This is a genomic window from Microbacterium sp. PAMC21962, assembly GCF_019443465.1.
Taxonomy (GTDB): Bacteria; Actinomycetota; Actinomycetes; order Actinomycetales; family Microbacteriaceae; genus Microbacterium; species Microbacterium hominis.
The window spans coordinates 316,034-330,684 of sequence record NZ_CP080381.1; the positions used below are offsets into that span (position 1 = coordinate 316,034).

Sequence of the window (14,651 nt, forward strand, 5' to 3'; positions counted from 1 at the left end):
GCCCCCATGCACCTGTTCGAGGCGATCATCCTGGGCCTGGTCCAGGGACTCACCGAGTTCCTCCCCGTCTCCTCCAGTGCCCACCTGCGCATCATGGGCGAGTTCCTCCCGTCCGCCGAAGACCCCGGCGCGACCTTCACCGCCATCACCCAGATCGGCACCGAGCTCGCGGTGCTCGTCTACTTCTGGGGCAAGATCGTGCGGATCATCTCCCAGTGGGCGAAGTCGCTGACCGGCCGCGTGCCGCGCGACGACCCCGACGCCCGCATGGGGTGGATCGTCATCATCGGCACGATCCCGATCGGCATCGCCGGATACCTGTTCCAGGAGTCCATCCGCAACACGTTCCGCAACCTCTGGCTGGTCGCGATCGTGCTGATCGTCTTCGGTCTCCTGCTCGGCGCCGCCGACGCGTTGGGGCGCCGCACCCGCACCGAGAAGGACCTGACCTACGGGCACGGCCTCGCTCTGGGCCTGGCGCAGATGCTCGCCCTCGTCCCGGGTGTCTCGCGCTCCGGTGCGACGACGACGATGGGCCTGGCCCTGGGCTACACCCGTCCGGCCGCGGCGGAGGTCGCGTTCCTGCTCGCGGTGCCGGCCGTGTTCGGCAGCGGCCTCTACGAGCTGGTGCAGGCCATCAAAGACCCGGGCGACCAGGTGTACAACATGTTCGAGACGGGCGTCGCCACGGTCGTCGCGTTCGGCGTGGGCCTCGCGGTGATCGCGTTCCTGATGCGCTACCTCAAGCGCGGCAGCTTCCTGCCGTTCGTGCTCTACCGCCTGGCGCTCGGACTCGTGCTCATCGTGCTGCTGAGCTTCGGCGTGCTGCAGGCGTACTGATCAGGAGCGGCGGGGGTCGTCGCGACCGGGTTTGCCGGGGCCCTCGCCGCTTCCGCCGCGGCGCAGATAGCGCTCGAACTCCTGCGCGATGGCGTCTCCGGACGCTTCGGGGGAGTCCCACGTGTCGCGGGTCTGCTCCAGCTGGTGGATGTACTCGGTCATCTCCTCGTCGTCCGCCGCCGCGGCATCGATCGACGCCTCCCAGGCGAGGGCCTCGGCGGGCAGCTCGCCGCGGGCGACCACCGCTCCGGTCAGCGCCATGACGCGATCGAGCAGCGCGAGCGTGGCCTTCGGTGACGGCGTGTGGCCGGCGACGTAGTGCGGGACGCTCGCCCACAGGGCCGCGGTCGGGATGCCGGCCGCCTCGGCAGCCGCGGAGAGCACGGTGAGGATGCCGGCCGGCCCCTCGTACGTCGGCTTCTCCAGTCCCAGCGCGGCGCGCAGCTTCTCGTTGTCGCTTCCCGCGAACACCGAGATCGGGCGGGTGTGGGGCACATCCGACATCATCGAGCCGAGCGCCACGATGCCCGTGATGTCCTCGCTGAGGGCGGCGTCGATCAGCTCGGCCGCGAACGACTGCCAGGCGCGGGCGGGCTCGACGCCGGAGAGCACCCACAGCCGTGTGCCCTCGGCGGGATGCAGTGGCCGCCACACGGTCGCGTCGGGCCAGCTGAGGGTCCGCGAGCCGTCGGCTTCCACCTTGAGCTGCGGTCGCGTGTACTGGTAGTCGAAGTAGAGCTCCGGGTCGACCGAGAAGACCTCGCGGTAGGCGCCCGACTCGCGGATGTGCGCCGCGGCGGCGGAAGCGGCCTCGCCCGCGTCGTTCCATCCGTCGAAGGCCACGACCAGTACGCGGTTTCCGAGTTCGTCCACTCCGCCCCTCTCGCACGGTGAATCGATCCCTCAACGATACGCGTCGCGACCGGCGACGGGGCGGCGCCCGCGCGCGACGCGCGGTGCCGGCGGGACGCCGCGGGGCGCGTCGGTAGCATGGTCCGGTGAGCCCCGCCCTTCCCGTCGCCGTCCTGTGGGACATGGACGGCACCCTCGTCGACACCGAGCCGTACTGGATGGAGGCGGAGACCGCGCTCGTCGAGAGCTTCGGCGGCACCTGGACCCACGAGCAGGCGCTGACGCTGGTGGGGCAGGGCCTCGAGACGTCGGGAGCGATCCTGCAGGAGGCCGGCGTGCGGATGTCGGTCCGCGACATCGTCGACCACCTCACCGCCGAGGTCACCCGGATGCTGGCCGAGCGCGGCAACCCCCTGCGGCCGGGCGCGGCCGACCTGCTGAGCGCTCTGCGTTCGGCCGGGGTGCGGTGCGCCCTCGTGACGATGTCACTGCGGTCGATGGCGGAGCAGGTGGTGGCGCCCTTCGGCGACACCTTCGAGCTGATCGTCGCCGGCGACGACGTCACCCGCCCCAAGCCCTACCCCGACGCCTACCTGCAGGCCTGCCGGGCGCTCGGCGTCGATCCGTCGGAGGTCGTGGCGATCGAGGACTCGCCGACGGGGGTGCGCGCCGCGGTCGCCGCCGGGGTCACCACCATCGGGGTCCCGCTGATGGTCTCGCTGGTGGGTGCCGGCGCCCACACCCTCTGGTCGACGCTCGCCGAGCGCACGCCCGATGACATCGCCGCCGTGTACGCGGCACACCGCACAGGAGATCGCACATGACAACGCCCACCCCCCTCGTCGACCTCCGACCGAGCGGGCCGTTCCGGCTGGGCGACCGGGTGCAGCTGACCGGCCCGAAGGGGCGTCTGCACACCGTGACGCTCCGCGAGGGCGGCGAGCTGCACACGCATCACGGCGTCCTCAAGCACGCGCAGCTGATCGGCCAGCCCGACGGATCGGTCGTGACCAACTCGGGCGGCCACGAGTACCTGGCGCTGCGCCCGCTGCTGCGCGACTTCGTCATGTCCATGCCGCGCGGCGCGGCGATCGTCTATCCGAAGGATGCGGCGCAGATCCTCGCCTCCGCCGACATCTTCCCGGGCGCCACCGTCGTGGAGGCGGGCGTCGGCTCGGGCGCGCTGTCGATGTGGCTCCTGCGCACGATCGGATCGGCCGGCCGCCTGGTCTCCTTCGAGCGTCGCGAGGAGTTCGCCGAGGTGGCCCGCGCCAACGTCGAGACCTTCTTCGGCCATGCGCCCGAGGCCTGGGAGGTCGTGGTCGGCGACCTCGTCGCGGAACTGCCCGGCGCGGTGGACGCGGCATCCGTCGACCGTGTCGTCCTCGACATGCTGGCGCCCTGGGAGTGCATCGACGCTGTCGCCGACGCCCTCACGCCCGGCGGTGTCGTGCTGTGCTACGTGGCCACCGCCACCCAGCTCAGCCGCGTCGCCGAGTACATCCGCGGCACGGGTCTGTTCACCGACCCCGAGGCCACCGAGACGATGGTGCGCGGCTGGCACGTGGAAGGTCTCGCCGTGCGCCCCGACCATCGGATGGTGGCGCACACCGGCTTCCTCATCACGGCGCGCCGTCTGGCTCCCGGAGCGATGCCGCCCGACGTGCGCAAGCGTGCGCTCAAGAAGCCGAGCTATGCCGACGCGGATGTCGAGGCGTGGACCCCCGGTGCGGTCGGCGACCGCGAGATCACCGACAAGAACCTCCGCAAGCGGGTGCGCGAGGCGCAGCGCGCCGCCGACGGGGCGCGACAGGCCACCGCCGGCGCCGACGCGGACACCGGCCCCGACGGCGCGGGGGAGCGGGCCGCGGACGACGTAGACTGATCCGGTGCGCCGGATCCCTGCTGCCCTCGCCGTCGTCGGCCTCTCCGTCCTGACCCTGGTCGGGTGCGCGTCCGCATCCCCATCGGCCGCCGCGTGCGACCGTGGGACCGACCCGTCCGGCGTGCTCGACACCGTGAGCGTCTCCGGCGCCGAAGGCACCCCCGAGGTGACCCTGAGCGCTCCCGTCTACGTCGATCACACCGTCGCCGTCGACGAGACCGTGGGTTCGGGCCAGCGCGTGACCTCCGACATGCAGGACGTGCAGTTCGCCATCACGATCATGAGCGGCTCGACCGGGCAGAAGATCCTGACCTCCGGCACGCAGGTCACCCCGCTGTCGAAGTGGCGCGAGCAGTACGCCGGCTTCGCGGACATGATGATGTGCGCGACGGAGGGCTCGCGGATCGTCGGGGCCGTGCCGGCCAGTGACCTCTCCGACGCCGCGGCTCAGGGCTGGGGCCTCAGCGGCAGCGATGCGATCGTCGTCGCGATCGACCTCCAGAAGGTGTACCTCGCCGCCGCCGACGGTGTCCCGCAGTACAACGACCGCCGCGGCATGCCGTCGGTCGTACTCGCGCCCGACGGCACACCCGGCGTCATCATCCCCGACACGGCCCCGCCCACCGATCTCGCGGTCGAGGTGCTGAAGAAGGGCGACGGCCCGGCTGTCGGCGGAACCGACAGCATCCGCATCAACTACACCGGCGTCACGTGGGCCGATCGCAAGGTCTTCGACTCGACGTGGGAGAACGGCGCCTCGGCGGCCGTCACCCTCGACGCGGTGGTGCCCGGCTTCGCTCAGGCGCTCGACGGCCAGACGGTCGGGTCGCAGATCCTCGTCGTGATCCCGCCGGCGCTCGGATACGGCGACACGGCGAGCGGCTCGATCCCCGCAGGATCGACGCTCGTGTTCGTCATCGACATCCTCGGCGTCGACACGCCCGCGACGAGCTGACGACCGCGACCGCGCGGCAGCGCCGCCGGCGCACAGGCGACGCCTAAGATTGTCGGGTGCCCACCGAGACCGTCCGCAGCGCGCCCGAGGAGCGTCTGGTCAACCTCGTCGTCGCCCTCATGGCGACCGAGCAGGGGCTCACGAAAGACACCATCCTCGCCTCCGTCGCGGGCTACCGCGAGCAGAGCAGCGCCGGCGCGTCCAAGGATGCGCTCGAGAAGATGTTCGAGCGCGACAAGGAGAACCTGCGCTCGCTCGGCATCCCGGTCGAGACGATCGGCGACTACGCCGACCCGGACGACCTCCGCGAGGCGCGCTACCGCATCCCGACGGCCGAGTACGAGCTGCCCGCCGACATCGAGTTCACCCCCGCCGAGCTCGCCGTCCTGAACCTCGCCGGCGGCGTGTGGAGCGAGAGCTCCATGTCGGCCGATGCGCGCAGCGGTCTGCGCAAGATCCGTGCGCTCGGCATCGAGGTCGACGCGCCGATCATCGGATACTCGCCGCGCGTCAACCTGCGGGAGGCCTCGTTCGGGCCGCTGCAGCGGGCGATCGAGCAGGGGCGCGTCGTCGAGTTCGCCTACCTCAAGGCCGGCGACGAGACTGCACGGGTGCGCCGCGTGCAGCCGTACGCCCTCGTCGAGTACGAGGCGCGCTGGCACGTGTACGGGTTCGACCTCGCGCAGGACGACGTGCGCACCTTCCTGCTGTCGCGCATCGTGTCGGATGTCGCGATCACCCGCGCCGGCTTCGATCTCGCGCTGCGCGAGGGCGCCGGTGAGCGCGCGCTGGCCGGTCTCGAGGCCCTCGCGGCCCGTCAGCAGGCGCTGCTCGAGATCGCGCCTGGCACCGAGGCCGCCCTGCGTCTGACCCGCCGCGCGACGGATGCCGAACAGGGGATCCGGGTGCCGTACGTGGACGTCCACATCCTCGCCGACGAGCTCGCCTCCTACGGCCCGGAGGTGCGCGTGGTCGAGCCGGCCGCGCTGCGCGATCAGGTCATCGCCCGACTCGAGCGCACGCTCCGGCTGCACGCCGGCCCGGACGCCGCGACCGACGAGGGGGCGGGATCATGAGCCGTCGTCGCAAGCCGCTGCTGGCGACCGATCGGGCGGCGCTCATCCTGCAGCTCGTGCCCTACCTGATCGGGAAGGGCGAGGTGTCGCTCACCGAGGCCGCCGACGAATTCGACGTGACCGTCGAGCAGATGCGCGGGATGGTCGAGAAGCTCACCGTGATCGGCCTGCCCGGCGACGGCGGCTTCTGGCAGATGGCCAACGACCTGTTCGACATCGACTGGGACCTCCTGGACGAACAGGACCTCATCGTGATCACGAACACGGTGGGTCTGGAGCGCACCCCACGGCTGACCGCACCGGAGGCGGCCGCGCTGCTGGCCGGGCTGCGTGTCGCGGCGACCCTGCCCGGCGTCGGCGACAGCGGCGTCGTCCAGGGCCTGCTCGCCAAGCTCGCACGGGGCGCGTCGGGCGTGCCGGCCGATGTCATCGTCGCCCCCGACACGGTCGACGACGTGCGCCTGACCGTCGCGCAGGCTCTCCGCGAGCACGTCGCCGTGGCCTTCTCCTACCAGGCTCCCGATGCCGCGCCCACGACCCGCACGGTCGACCCGGTCAAGGTGCACATCGCGGGTGGCCAGTGGTACCTGCAGGGATGGTGCCATCTGCGCCAGGCGATGCGCACCTTCCATCTCGACCGCGTCTCCGACGTGCGTCTGACCGACATCGCGAGCACCCACGGCGAGGACTCGGTGCCCGCGCTGTTCGAGGGCGCCGCGGGAGACGTCGAGGTCGAGGTCCGCTATCGCGCGTCGGCGGCGCCGCTGCTGGCCGACTACGTCGTGCTGGACGACCCGGCCACGATCGACGCGGAGATCCGGTCGGCCCGCGTCCGGGTGGGCGACGCGCGGAGCCTCAAGCGGGTCGCGACGCGGCTCGGCGGCGACCTCGAGGTCGTCTCCCCGGATGCCGCACGCCGCGCGACCGCCGCGTGGGCCGAAGCGGGGCTCGCCCAGTACCGCTGAACCCATCCGTCGGGGCGGCAGGTAGACTGGCCAGCAACCCCACACCCGAGGAGACCCTCATGCTCGGAGGCTTGACCGGCTGGCACCTGCTGGCCCTCGTCATCATCATCCTGCTCCTGTTCGGGGCGGCGAAGCTCCCGGCTCTGGCCAAGAGCGTCGGACAGTCCGCTCGTGTCTTCAAGGGCGAGATGAAGGCGATGAAGGAAGAGGACGCGCCCGCCGCGCCGACCGCACCCAACGGCACCAGCCCCGCCCCGACGGCGGAACCCGGTACCGACACCAAGCCCTGACACTCGTGGCCACGGTCGACTCCGCGCGCATCGCCGAAGAAGAGGGTCCGCGCCGTGACCGGCGGATGTCGCTGGGCGAGCACCTCAAGGAACTGCGCCGTCGGTTCATCATCGGGATCATCGCGCTCGTCGTGGGGATGGTCGTCGCGTGGATCTTCACCGATGCGATCATCTGGGCGATGACCGAGCCGATCCGCGTCGTCGCAGAGCAGCGCGGCGACGCCGACGTCGTCACGCTCATGTACCAGAGCATCACGGGCCCGTTCGACATGCGGCTGCGGATCTCGCTGGCCGTCGGCGTCATCATCTCGGCCCCCGTGTGGCTGTGGCAGGTGTGGGCTTTCCTGGTCCCCGGCCTCACGCGCAAGGAGGTCCGCTACACGATCGGCTTCGTCTCCGCGGCGATCCCGTTGTTCGCCGCCGGAGTGTTCGTCGGGTGGCTGATCATGCCCCACATCGTCGAGCTGATGGCGTCGTTCACGCCCGAAGGCGCCTCGAACATCTATGACTCGAAGTACTACTACGACTTCGTCTTCAAGCTCCTGCTCGTCGTCGGCGTCTCGTTCGTCCTGCCGGTGTTCCTCGTCGCGCTGAACCTCGCGGGCGTCATGAGCGGCATGGCGATCCTGAAGGGCTGGCGCGTGGCCATCCTCGTCGCCTCGGTCTTCGCGGCGCTCGCGACACCGGCCGCCGACATCGTGAGCATGCTGATGCTGGCCGGCATCCTCACCGTCCTCTTCTTCGCGGCCGCCGGTCTGTCCGTGCTGTTCGACCGTCGACGCGCCAAGCGCGAGAAGGCCCTCGGTCTCGAGCTGTGACGGATCCCGCCACCCGCTACGCACAGGCGCAGGCGCGTCAGGCCCACCCTCTCACCGCCGCCTTCGCCGACGAGCAGAGGTTCGAGCTCGACCCGTTCCAGATCGCCGGATGCCACGCTCTGGAAGAGGGGCGCAGCGTGCTCGTCGCCGCACCCACCGGGGCGGGAAAGACGATCGTCGGAGAGTTCGCCGTGCACCTCGCCATGCGCGAGCCGGGCGACAAGGCCTTCTACACGACCCCGATGAAGGCGCTGTCCAACCAGAAGTTCCGCGAGCTGCAGCAGGTCTACGGCGAGGACGAGGTCGGACTTCTCACCGGCGACACCAACATCAACGGGAACGCGCGCGTCGTCGTGATGACCACCGAGGTGCTGCGCAACATGCTCTACGCCGACTCGCCGGCGCTACGCGGCTTGCGGTACGTCGTGATGGATGAGGTCCACTACCTCGCCGACCGCTTCCGCGGCGCCGTGTGGGAAGAGGTCATCATCCACCTGCCCGCGCGGGTGCGGCTGGTGTCGCTGTCGGCGACCGTCTCGAATGCCGAGGAGTTCGGCGACTGGCTCGACACCGTGCGGGGGGACACCGCCGTCATCGTGTCCGAGACACGACCGGTGCCCTTGGAACAGCACGTTCTCGTACGCGGCGACCTGCTGCCCCTGTTCGACGACCGCGCCGGCATCGCGACCGCGCAGGTGAACCAGGAGCTGATGCGCCTGAGGTCCGTGCGCGGCTCGTCGTTCGAGAGCAACCGGCGCGCGCAGGAGCACCGCTCGCAGGAGCACCGTTCGCAGGGACACCGCGCCCACGGTCAGCGGTCCGCAGGCGACCGTGCGCCGGGACAGCGACCGTCCTCCGGCGGGCGGCGCCCCATGCGCGCGGCGAACGCCCAGCGCATCGAGCGCATCGATCGCCCGCAGGTCGTCGAGCTGCTCGCGCGCGCCAACCTGCTGCCCGCGATCTTCTTCATCTTCAGCCGCGCGGGGTGCGAAGGCGCCGTGCAGCAGGTCCGGCGTGCCGGCGTGCGGCTCACCGACCGCGACGAACGCGACGAGATCCGGCGCATCGTCGACGAGCGCACGGCCGCGCTTCCCGACGAGGACTTGGCCGTGCTCGGCTTCTGGGAGTGGCGCGAGAACCTGGAGCGCGGCATCGCCGCCCACCACGCCGGTCTGCTGCCCGCCTTCAAGGAGATCGTCGAGGAGCTCTTCCAGCACAAGCTCGTCAAGGTCGTCTTCGCGACCGAGACCCTCGCCCTCGGCATCAACATGCCCGCGCGCACGGTCGTGCTCGAGAAGCTCGAGAAGTTCAACGGCGAGGCGCGGGTCGCGATCACCTCGGGGGAGTACACCCAGCTCACCGGACGCGCGGGACGCCGTGGCATCGACGTCGAGGGTCACGCCGTGATCCAGTGGACCGAGAGCCTCGATCCGCAGGCGGTGGCCGCGCTCGCCTCGCGGCGCACCTATCCGCTCAATTCCAGCTTCCGCCCGACCTACAACATGGCCGTGAACCTCATCGACCAGTTCGGACGCGCCCGCGCGCGGGAGATCCTCGAATCCTCCTTCGCCCAGTTCCAGGCCGACCGCGCGGTCGTCGGCCTGGCGCGCGAGGTGAAGGAGGCCGAGGACTCGCTCGCCGGGTACACGGCGGCGATGACGTGCGATCGCGGCGATTTCGCCGAGTTCGCGCGGATGCGGCGTGAGCTCACGGATCTGGAGCGCAAGGGCGACCGGTCCAGCTCACCGAAGCTCCGCCAGCAGCGGCAGGAGCAGCTGGAGTCGTTGCGACGGCGTCTGAAGCGGCATCCGTGCCAGACCTGTCCCGATCGCGAGAAGCACGCCCGGTGGGCGGAGCGGTTCTGGAAGCTGCGGCGGCACACCGACAAGGTGCGCCAGCAGATCGATGCGCGCACCGGCACCGTCGCGCGCATCTTCGATCGCGTCGTCGACGTGCTCGCGGCGCTCGACTACGTCGCGGTGGACGCCGACGGCGTGACCACGCTCACCGCGGCCGGCGCGACGATGAAGCGCATCTACGGCGAGCGCGATCTCCTCGTGGCCGAGTCGCTGCGCACCGGCATCTGGGCAGATCTGGATGCCGCGGGGCTCGCCGCGCTGGCCTGCAGCCTCGTCTACGAGCCGCGCCGCGACGAGAGCGGCCCGGGGGAGCGCGGGCTGCCGCGGGGCGCGTTCCGCGACGCGCTGGCGGCCACCCAAGAGCTCTGGGCGCGACTGGACGACCTCGAGCAGGACCATCGCCTTCCCGGGTCCGCGCCCGTCGCCACCGGCCTCGCCCCGGCGATGCACGCGTGGGCGCGCGGCGCGAGCCTCGACCGGGTGCTGCAGGAGGCCGACCTCGCCGCGGGCGATTTCGTGCGCTGGACGAAGCAGACCATCGATCTGCTCGATCAGCTGTCGATGGTCGCCGACCCGCCGATCGCGACCACGGCGCGCTCGGCGCTCGACGCCGTTCGTCGCGGCATCGTCGCTTACGGCTCGTTCTGATCCCGCTCGCTTAGGCTCGTTCCGTGCCCCGACGCCCGCGACCGTCCTCGCCGCCCCCGAGGCCGCTTCTGCCGCTGTGGGCTGCGGCGGTGACCTCGGCCGCGGCGGGGCTGCTGCTGACGCTCGCCTTCCCCGCCCTCTCGTGGTGGCCGGTGGTGTTCGTGGCCGTGCCCCTTGCGCTGGTCGGGCTCATCGGACGCAGCGTGCGCGGTGCGCTCCTGGTCGGGCTGCTGTTCGGAGCCGGGCTGTTCTTCGTGAATTTCTCCTTCACGGCGCGCTATCTCGGTCCGGTGCCCTGGATCGCGCTCGCGAGCCTCGAGTCCGTCCTCACCGCCGTGATGGCGGTGCCGATCGCCCTGGCCTACCGCTGGCTTCCGCGGTGGGCGCCGGGAACGGCGGGTCGTCTGGTGGCGCTTCCGGCGCTCGTCGCGGGACTGTGGGTGTCGCGGGAGGAGCTGCAGGGGACATTCCCCTACGGAGGGTTCCCCTGGACGCGGATCGCCGTCACCCAGGCCGACTCTCCCCTGGTCGACGTGACGTCGTGGGCCGGGATGAGCGGGCTGTCCTTCCTGATCGTCTTCGCCTGCGCCGCCGCGGTCGAGGCCGTGCGTCTGGGGCGCCTGCGCGATCTGCGCACCGCGCTGCCGGCGGCGCTCACGGTGCTCGTGATGTTCCTGCTGCCGGCCTTCCCCACGACGGATGCCGGCAGCATCCGCGTGGGCGCGGTGCAGGGCAACGGGCCCGCCGGCTACTTCGACCAGCGGGCGGCCTACGACGTGCTGCGGGCTCAGCTGGCGGCGACGGCGCCGATCGAGGACGAGGACATCGACGTGCTGCTGTGGCCGGAGGGCGGCATCGACGCCGACGCCCTGTCGAACACGTCGGTGCGTGCCGCGCTCGACGCGCTCGCGGGCCGCATCGGCGCGCCGCTGCTCGTGAGCGGCGTGACCCAGCGGGGCGATCAGTACTTCAACTCGTCGATGCTCTGGAAGGACGGGGCCGACAACCCCGTCGCCCTGTACGACAAACGGCATCCCGTGCCCTTCGGGGAGTACGTGCCCGATCGCTGGTTCTACGACATGCTGGCCCCGGATCTCATCGGGCTCATCCAGCGGGAGTACACGCCGGGCACGTCGACACCGATGTTCGACGTCGACGGTGTGGGCGTCGGTCTCGCCATCTGCTTCGACGTCATCTACGACGACGTGATCCGCGAGGGCGCTCTGGCCGGTGCTCAGGTCTTCATGTTCCAGACAAACAACGCCGACTTCCGGGGCACCGACGAGAACCTGCAGCAGCTCGCGTTCGCGCGGATCAGGGCCGTGGAGTCCGGTCGGGCGGTCGTGAACCTCTCCACCGTGGGAACCAGTCAGGTCATCGGTCCGGACGGGCGCACGATCGACGCCCTGCCCGCCGACGAGCCGGGGGCGATGGTCACCGACGTGCCGCTGCGCACCGGTCTGACGCCCGGCATCCTGCTCGGCGAGGCTCTGCAGACCCTGCTCGGGTGGGGGAGCGTCCTCGCTCTGGCGGTGGTCGGCCTCGTCGCGCGGCGCCGCGCGCGCACGCCGAAGACGCCGACCCCCGAAGGGGCCGGCGTCATCACGGGGGAGTGAGCGTCAGGCGCTGAGGCGAGCGTCGCCCGTGGCGCCGCGGCGGGCGCGCAGCAGAGCCAGGCGCTCCTCGAGCAGCTCCTCCAGCTCGGGCACCGTGCGACGCTCCAGGAGCATGTCCCAGTGCGTGCGGGGAGCCTTGTCGCCGGAGTGGTCGATCTCGACGACCGAGTCGCCGACGCGGAGCACGGCCTCGGCGCCGCAGGTGCGGCACTCCCAGGCCTCGGGAAGCTCGGCGTCCGCCGCGAAGGTCATCACGGTCTCGCGTCCGCACTGCGTGCAGACATACGTGTGGTTGGCGCGCTCATGGAACACGACGCCTTCCTCGCTCTGTAGGCTGGAGGCGCCGAGTCGGATGCCGCGCAGGCTGCGATCTGCCATTGTGTGGTCCTCTCGTCGTGTCAGGTATAACGCGCGCACCTGTGTGCATCATCCGAACGGGCGTCCGGCCACCCCCTTTCACAGGGGATGCTCAGCCCGGGTCAGTGCCGCGCGGCGACCGCCTGCAGTGCGAGGTCCGCACGGTCGGTGACGAGGCCGTCCACCCCCAGATCGAGCAGCCTGTCCATGTCGTCGCGGTCGTTGATCGTCCACACGTGGACCTCGACGCCCGCCGCGTGCGCGGCGCGGAGCAGGCGCGGGGTGACGATGCGCACCGCACCCTGGCGCTCCGGAACCTGGAGCGCGTCGACGTCGCGCAGCGCGCGGGCGACAAGGCCCGCCGAACCGGTGGACACCGCCGCCAGGACACGCGCGATGGTGGCCCGGCCGGCGGATGTGGCGGGCTCGCCGCCGAGGTGGCGCGCCGCGTCCAGCGCGTCTCGGCGACGCGCGTCGGAGAAGCTCGTCAGCAGCACGCGAGCCGCGTGGGGGACGACGAGGCGTCCCACGGGCCGCGCGGCCGCCGCCGCCTTCACGTCGAGGTTGAAGCGCAGCGTCGGGAACGCCGAGAGGGTGTCCGCCGCGGTGGCGAGCCCACCCCGATCGGCCATGATGCGTTCGAGCTCCGCGTGGTGCACCGCCGCGATCGCGCGGGGGTCGCCGGTCACGCGTCGCAGGTCGTCGTCGTGGAAGAAGACCACGACGCCGTCGGCCGTGAGGTGGCAGTCCGACTCGACGTAGACCGCTCCGGCGGCATGGGCCGCCGCGAACGCGGCGACGCTGTTCTCCACGATGCCCTCGGCATCCGGGGGAACGAACCCGCGGTGGGCGAGCACCCGCGGCGACGACGTCCCCGTGAACCAGGGGTGGGTCACGACGGGTCGACGGGAGGCGTGTGCGGTGCGGGCGCGGCGCTCGGCGGCGGGGTCGGCCCGGCTGCACCCGCGGCCGCGTCGGTGCGTGCGGCGAACGCGCCGCCCAGGCCCTTCATCGCTTCGGTGAACTCGCTCGGGATGATCCAGAGCTTGCTCGATGCGCTGTTGCTGATCTTCGGCAGCGTCTGGAGGTACTGGTACGCCAGCAGCTTGTCGTCGGGGCGTCCGGCGTGGATCGCGGAGAAGACGTTCTGGATGGCGGCCGCTTCACCTTCGGCCCGCAGGATCGCCGCCTGCTTGTCGCCCTCCGCCCCGAGGATGGCGGCCTGACGGCGTCCCTCCGCCTCGAGGATCTGAGACTGCTTCGAGCCCTCGGCGGTCAGGATCGTCGCGCGGCGCTCCCGCTCGGCGCGCATCTGCTTCTCCATCGAGTCCTGGATCGAGTGGGGCGGGTCGATGGCCTTGAGCTCGACGCGCGACACCCGCAGACCCCACTTCCCGGTCGCCTCGTCGAGCACGACGCGCAGCTGGCCGTTGATGTTGTCACGGCTGGTGAGGGCCTGCTCGAGGTTCAGCCCGCCGACGACGTTGCGCAGTGTCGTCGTGGTGAGCTGCTCCACCGCCGACAGGTAGTTGGCGATCTCGTAGGTGGCCGCGCGTGCGTCGGTGACCTGGAAGTAGACGACCGTGTCGATCGAGACCACGAGGTTGTCCTCGGTGATGACCGGCTGCGGCGGGAACGAGACGACCTGCTCGCGCATGTCCACGAGCGGGCGCAGGCGGTCGATGAACGGGACGAGCAGGTTCAGGCCGGGGGAGAGGGTGCGCTGGTAGCGGCCGAGGCGCTCGACGACACCGGAGTAGGCCTGGGGGATGATGCGGATGGACCGGAAGAGGACCACGATCACGAAGATCGCGACGACGACCAGGAGGACGATCACGAAGATCTGTCCGACGAATGCTCCGACGTCGACCATCAGTCGGTGCTCCTTTCGGGGGAGTCGGATGCCGCGGGGGACCCCGGGGCGGGAAGCGGGGCGGCGGGCGCGACTTCGACGGTCGCCCCGCGCACGGCGGTGACCACGGCACGGTCGCCCGGGCCGAGCGGCGCGGCGGACGGCGCGAGCTCGGCGGTCCACTGCTCTCCGTTGTCGAGGCGGACGTATCCGCCCCCGTCGACGAAGGCGGCGCTGACGCGCGCACCCATCCCGTAGAGCGCGTCGACGTTCGTCGGGTGCGGCTGGCTGGAGCGGTGCAGTGCGCGCAGCAGGAGCGGGCGGATCGTGAACAGGAGCAGGGCCGACACGGCGGCGGCGATGAGCACCTGCAGCCACCAGGGGCCGCCGAGGAGGTTCACGCCGAGGCCGCCGATGAGCGAGCCCGCGGCCAGCATGAGGAAGGTGAACTCGAGGGTCAGCAGCTCGATGATCACGAAGATCACGGCCAGCACGAGCCAGGCGATCCACAGATACTGCGTCAGATCGGGCAGCATGCGAGCTCCCTTCGAGTTCTTGTTCGAACCCTAACACCCGGTCTCTCCGTTGCGGTGGCCGCTCGCCGGTCGGCGCGGGGCCCCGATTGATAGTGTCGAGAA

The 14,651-nt window shown here is 71.2% G+C and carries 15 protein-coding genes; 10 read left to right on the top strand and 5 right to left on the bottom strand.

Going from position 1 to position 14,651, the window contains the following annotated elements; all coding sequences use genetic code 11:
• Nucleotides 1-6: 6 nt before the first annotated feature.
• Nucleotides 7-840 carry an undecaprenyl-diphosphate phosphatase gene (locus KY498_RS01505; RefSeq protein WP_191008652.1) on the top strand — a complete coding sequence of 278 codons (834 nt, stop codon included), beginning with the start codon at nucleotides 7-9 and terminating at the stop codon, nucleotides 838-840.
• Here KY498_RS01505 and KY498_RS01510 read toward each other — a convergent pair whose 3' ends face one another.
• Complete coding sequence (locus KY498_RS01510; protein WP_101306428.1) at nucleotides 841-1,713, bottom strand: PAC2 family protein; 873 nt, start codon at nucleotides 1,711-1,713, stop codon at nucleotides 841-843. It abuts the gene before it with no gap.
• 125 nt (nucleotides 1,714-1,838) lie between these two features.
• Between KY498_RS01510 and KY498_RS01515 the strand changes: the two genes are divergently transcribed.
• The 9 genes from KY498_RS01515 (at nucleotide 1,839) to lnt (ending at nucleotide 11,804) form a co-directional block, all read left to right on the top strand.
• Nucleotides 1,839-2,516, top strand: coding sequence for an HAD family phosphatase (locus KY498_RS01515; RefSeq protein ID WP_082734064.1), 678 nt, complete (start codon nucleotides 1,839-1,841; stop codon nucleotides 2,514-2,516).
• Entirely contained in the window at nucleotides 2,513-3,577 is a 1,065-nt protein-coding gene (locus tag KY498_RS01520) for a tRNA (adenine-N1)-methyltransferase (protein WP_060958654.1), read from the top strand. The genes KY498_RS01515 and KY498_RS01520 overlap by 4 nt, the downstream gene beginning before the upstream one ends.
• Before the next feature lie 4 nt (nucleotides 3,578-3,581).
• Complete coding sequence (locus KY498_RS01525) at nucleotides 3,582-4,532, top strand: FKBP-type peptidyl-prolyl cis-trans isomerase (RefSeq protein ID WP_191008651.1); 951 nt, start codon at nucleotides 3,582-3,584, stop codon at nucleotides 4,530-4,532.
• Nucleotides 4,533-4,588: 56 nt separating this feature from the next.
• Nucleotides 4,589-5,608 (top strand): YafY family protein, encoded by a 1,020-nt coding sequence (locus tag KY498_RS01530; RefSeq protein WP_101306425.1) that lies wholly within the window; start codon nucleotides 4,589-4,591, stop codon nucleotides 5,606-5,608.
• Nucleotides 5,605-6,573 (top strand): YafY family protein, encoded by a 969-nt coding sequence (locus tag KY498_RS01535; protein WP_061781735.1) that lies wholly within the window; start codon nucleotides 5,605-5,607, stop codon nucleotides 6,571-6,573. The genes KY498_RS01530 and KY498_RS01535 overlap by 4 nt, the downstream gene beginning before the upstream one ends.
• Before the next feature lie 59 nt (nucleotides 6,574-6,632).
• Entirely contained in the window at nucleotides 6,633-6,863 is a 231-nt protein-coding gene (locus KY498_RS01540) for a twin-arginine translocase TatA/TatE family subunit (protein WP_060958650.1), read from the top strand.
• A 65-nt stretch (nucleotides 6,864-6,928) separates the two neighbouring features.
• Nucleotides 6,929-7,681: a twin-arginine translocase subunit TatC gene (gene tatC, locus KY498_RS01545; RefSeq protein WP_060958853.1), complete on the top strand. Its 753-nt coding sequence runs from the start codon at nucleotides 6,929-6,931 to the stop codon at nucleotides 7,679-7,681.
• Nucleotides 7,678-10,188, top strand: coding sequence for an RNA helicase (locus KY498_RS01550; protein WP_191008650.1), 2,511 nt, complete (start codon nucleotides 7,678-7,680; stop codon nucleotides 10,186-10,188). Before tatC ends, KY498_RS01550 begins: the two co-directional genes overlap by 4 nt.
• Nucleotides 10,189-10,211: 23 nt before the next feature.
• On the top strand, nucleotides 10,212-11,804 hold the full coding sequence (lnt, locus tag KY498_RS01555; RefSeq protein ID WP_191008649.1) for an apolipoprotein N-acyltransferase: 1,593 nt from the start codon (nucleotides 10,212-10,214) through the stop codon (nucleotides 11,802-11,804).
• Between the two features lie 3 nt (nucleotides 11,805-11,807).
• Here lnt and KY498_RS01560 read toward each other — a convergent pair whose 3' ends face one another.
• The 4 genes from KY498_RS01560 to KY498_RS01575 all read right to left on the bottom strand — a co-directional run bounded on the left by KY498_RS01560 (nucleotide 11,808) and on the right by KY498_RS01575 (nucleotide 14,549).
• Entirely contained in the window at nucleotides 11,808-12,182 is a 375-nt protein-coding gene (locus tag KY498_RS01560; RefSeq protein WP_060958647.1) for an RNA polymerase-binding protein RbpA, read from the bottom strand.
• Between the two features lie 101 nt (nucleotides 12,183-12,283).
• A complete protein-coding gene (locus tag KY498_RS01565; RefSeq protein ID WP_191008648.1) occupies nucleotides 12,284-13,057 on the bottom strand; it encodes a glycerophosphodiester phosphodiesterase family protein in 774 nt (257 codons plus the stop codon).
• Nucleotides 13,054-14,034, bottom strand: a complete 981-nt coding sequence (locus tag KY498_RS01570) for an SPFH domain-containing protein (RefSeq protein ID WP_223848937.1) — start codon at nucleotides 14,032-14,034, stop codon at nucleotides 13,054-13,056. Before KY498_RS01570 ends, KY498_RS01565 begins: the two co-directional genes overlap by 4 nt.
• On the bottom strand, nucleotides 14,034-14,549 hold the full coding sequence (locus KY498_RS01575; protein WP_219879430.1) for an NfeD family protein: 516 nt from the start codon (nucleotides 14,547-14,549) through the stop codon (nucleotides 14,034-14,036). The genes KY498_RS01570 and KY498_RS01575 overlap by 1 nt, the downstream gene beginning before the upstream one ends.
• Between the last annotated feature and the right edge of the window lie 102 nt (nucleotides 14,550-14,651).

What these genes read in the sequence shown, in the direction of transcription:
- KY498_RS01505 (WP_191008652.1), top strand. Translation starts at nt 7, where the DNA reads ATGCACCTGTTCGAGGCGATCATCCTGGGCCTGGTCCAGGGACTCACC.
- KY498_RS01520 (WP_060958654.1), top strand. Translation starts at nt 2,513, where the DNA reads ATGACAACGCCCACCCCCCTCGTCGACCTCCGACCGAGCGGGCCGTTC.
- KY498_RS01535 (WP_061781735.1), top strand. Translation starts at nt 5,605, where the DNA reads ATGAGCCGTCGTCGCAAGCCGCTGCTGGCGACCGATCGGGCGGCGCTC.
- KY498_RS01540 (WP_060958650.1), top strand. Translation starts at nt 6,633, where the DNA reads ATGCTCGGAGGCTTGACCGGCTGGCACCTGCTGGCCCTCGTCATCATC.
- tatC (WP_060958853.1), top strand. Translation starts at nt 6,929, where the DNA reads ATGTCGCTGGGCGAGCACCTCAAGGAACTGCGCCGTCGGTTCATCATC.
- KY498_RS01560 (WP_060958647.1), bottom strand. Translation starts at nt 12,182, where the DNA reads ATGGCAGATCGCAGCCTGCGCGGCATCCGACTCGGCGCCTCCAGCCTA.
- KY498_RS01570 (WP_223848937.1), bottom strand. Translation starts at nt 14,034, where the DNA reads ATGGTCGACGTCGGAGCATTCGTCGGACAGATCTTCGTGATCGTCCTC.
- KY498_RS01575 (WP_219879430.1), bottom strand. Translation starts at nt 14,549, where the DNA reads ATGCTGCCCGATCTGACGCAGTATCTGTGGATCGCCTGGCTCGTGCTG.